This window comes from Robinsoniella sp. RHS (assembly GCF_001029355.1).
Lineage (GTDB): Bacteria > Bacillota > Clostridia > Lachnospirales > Lachnospiraceae > Robinsoniella > Robinsoniella peoriensis.
Window position 1 is genome coordinate 1 of the sequence record NZ_JNGB01000249.1, and the last position, 1,684, is coordinate 1,684.

The following is a 1,684-nucleotide window of genomic DNA, read 5'->3' on the forward strand; positions in this document are numbered from 1 at the left end:
AGATGTGTCGAGTGCAGCGTAGCAGTCACAGGTATCTTTACAAATCTTTTCACACAATCTGGCTGTGGAAAAATCTGCCCATTTCATGGAACGTTCCCCGCTGTGAAACAAGGGCTTTAGAAGTCCCACACGCATTTTACTACAGCGAAAGGTAAGATTTACAAAGCGGCATTTCTCACGTAATTCCCGGGTGTCGATACGGTTGGTCAGGACCCTTACCAGAATGTCATTGCGAAGAGCCATAAGACTTTCCTGAAACTGCTGTTTTTGTGTTTGGGTATCATCCAGCATGTGCACTGTAGATATAATTGTATTTGTCAGTTCTTCCTGATTTACAGGTTTAAGCAGATAATTGACTGCACCATGCTGCATAGCGGTGCGAACGTATTCAAAATCGTTGTAGCCGCTCAGTATGATAAATTTGGGGCAATGTGGCAGATGGGAACAAAGCTCAATAAGTTCCAGCCCATTCATGTTGGGCATATTGATATCAATAAGAGCAATGTCAATAATCTGGTCTTTGATGTTCAGATAGGCTTTCATGCCATCCTCCGATTCAGATACAATTTCAATTCCGTAAACTTCCCATTCGATCAGATTCCGAAGACCGGAACGGATCAGGGGTTCATCATCCACAATAATCATTTTGTACATATTTCTCCATCTCCTTTTTCTCTAAGGCAGGAAGCGTAACTACCACCGCAGTGCCTCTGTATAATTTACTGTTAATACTGAGTCCATATTGCTTTCCGAACAAAAGCTGGATTCTGGTATGAACATTCCTTAGTGCCAGACCATAGGAAGAGTGTGTCTGGATACCGGCGATATGGTCTTGGAGGTCAGCAAGGGTTTCTTCACGCATTCCGGTGCCGTTATCGGTAATAGTGAGCGTGATTATGTTGTCGCAGACCTGGAAATTTATACTGATTTCAAGTGGCTGGCTATTTTGAGGAAAGCCGTGGGTTAGGTTGTTTTCTACAATGGGCTGGAGGGTGAACTTAGGGATACCCAGATAAAGAATGTCAGGAGGCACATTCATCAGGACACTGAGCTTATCTCCAAAGCGGAATTTCTGCAATTCCAGGTATGATTCTATGTAATCTATTTCGTCCTCCAGATATACTATATCATGGTTAAAATCTTTCATCCAATGAAAAAGGTTACCCAGGTTGGCAAGCATCTCAGCTACCTCATAGTTATCGTCTTCAAGTGCCCTCATGCGAATGCTTTCCAGGGTATTTGCCAGAAAATGCGGGTTGATCTGCGCCTGGAGGGCATAAAGTTCTGCAGTCCTGCGCTGTGTCTCAGCCAGATAGGTCTTTTTGATATAGATATCTAAAGTTTCACACATGGTATTAAAGGTCTGGCTTAAATAGCCGATTTCGTCATCGGAGTTAACCGGCAGCCTGGTGTCAAAATCCCCTTGGCTGATCAGGGATATAGCGGAAGCCAGATCATGAAAACGTCTTTTGTAATACTTGTGAAGTACAGTAACAATGGTGACCAGGCACAGAATACTGAGGCCGGTAACCAGAATGATTTTCTGGATAATACCCCAGATGTTTTTCATTAGTTTTTCATCAGAGACAGCGCTGATGATTTTCAGACCGGACAGGCTGACTGATTTGTTAGACAGGATATCTTCCTCCGGCAAAAATCCTTTCTTGTAATTAAGGTTAATGTA

At 43.1% G+C, this 1,684-nt stretch carries 2 protein-coding genes; both read right to left on the bottom strand.

Features of this window, described 5'->3' with window-relative positions:
* Positions 1 to 654, bottom strand: a 654-nt coding sequence (locus RHS_RS29340) for a response regulator (RefSeq protein WP_395023670.1), incomplete at its 3' end; no start/stop codon positions are given.
* The coding region (locus RHS_RS29345) for a sensor histidine kinase (RefSeq protein WP_395023671.1) at positions 629 to 1,684 on the bottom strand (1,056 nt) is incomplete at its 5' end. The genes RHS_RS29345 and RHS_RS29340, both read right to left, overlap by 26 nt.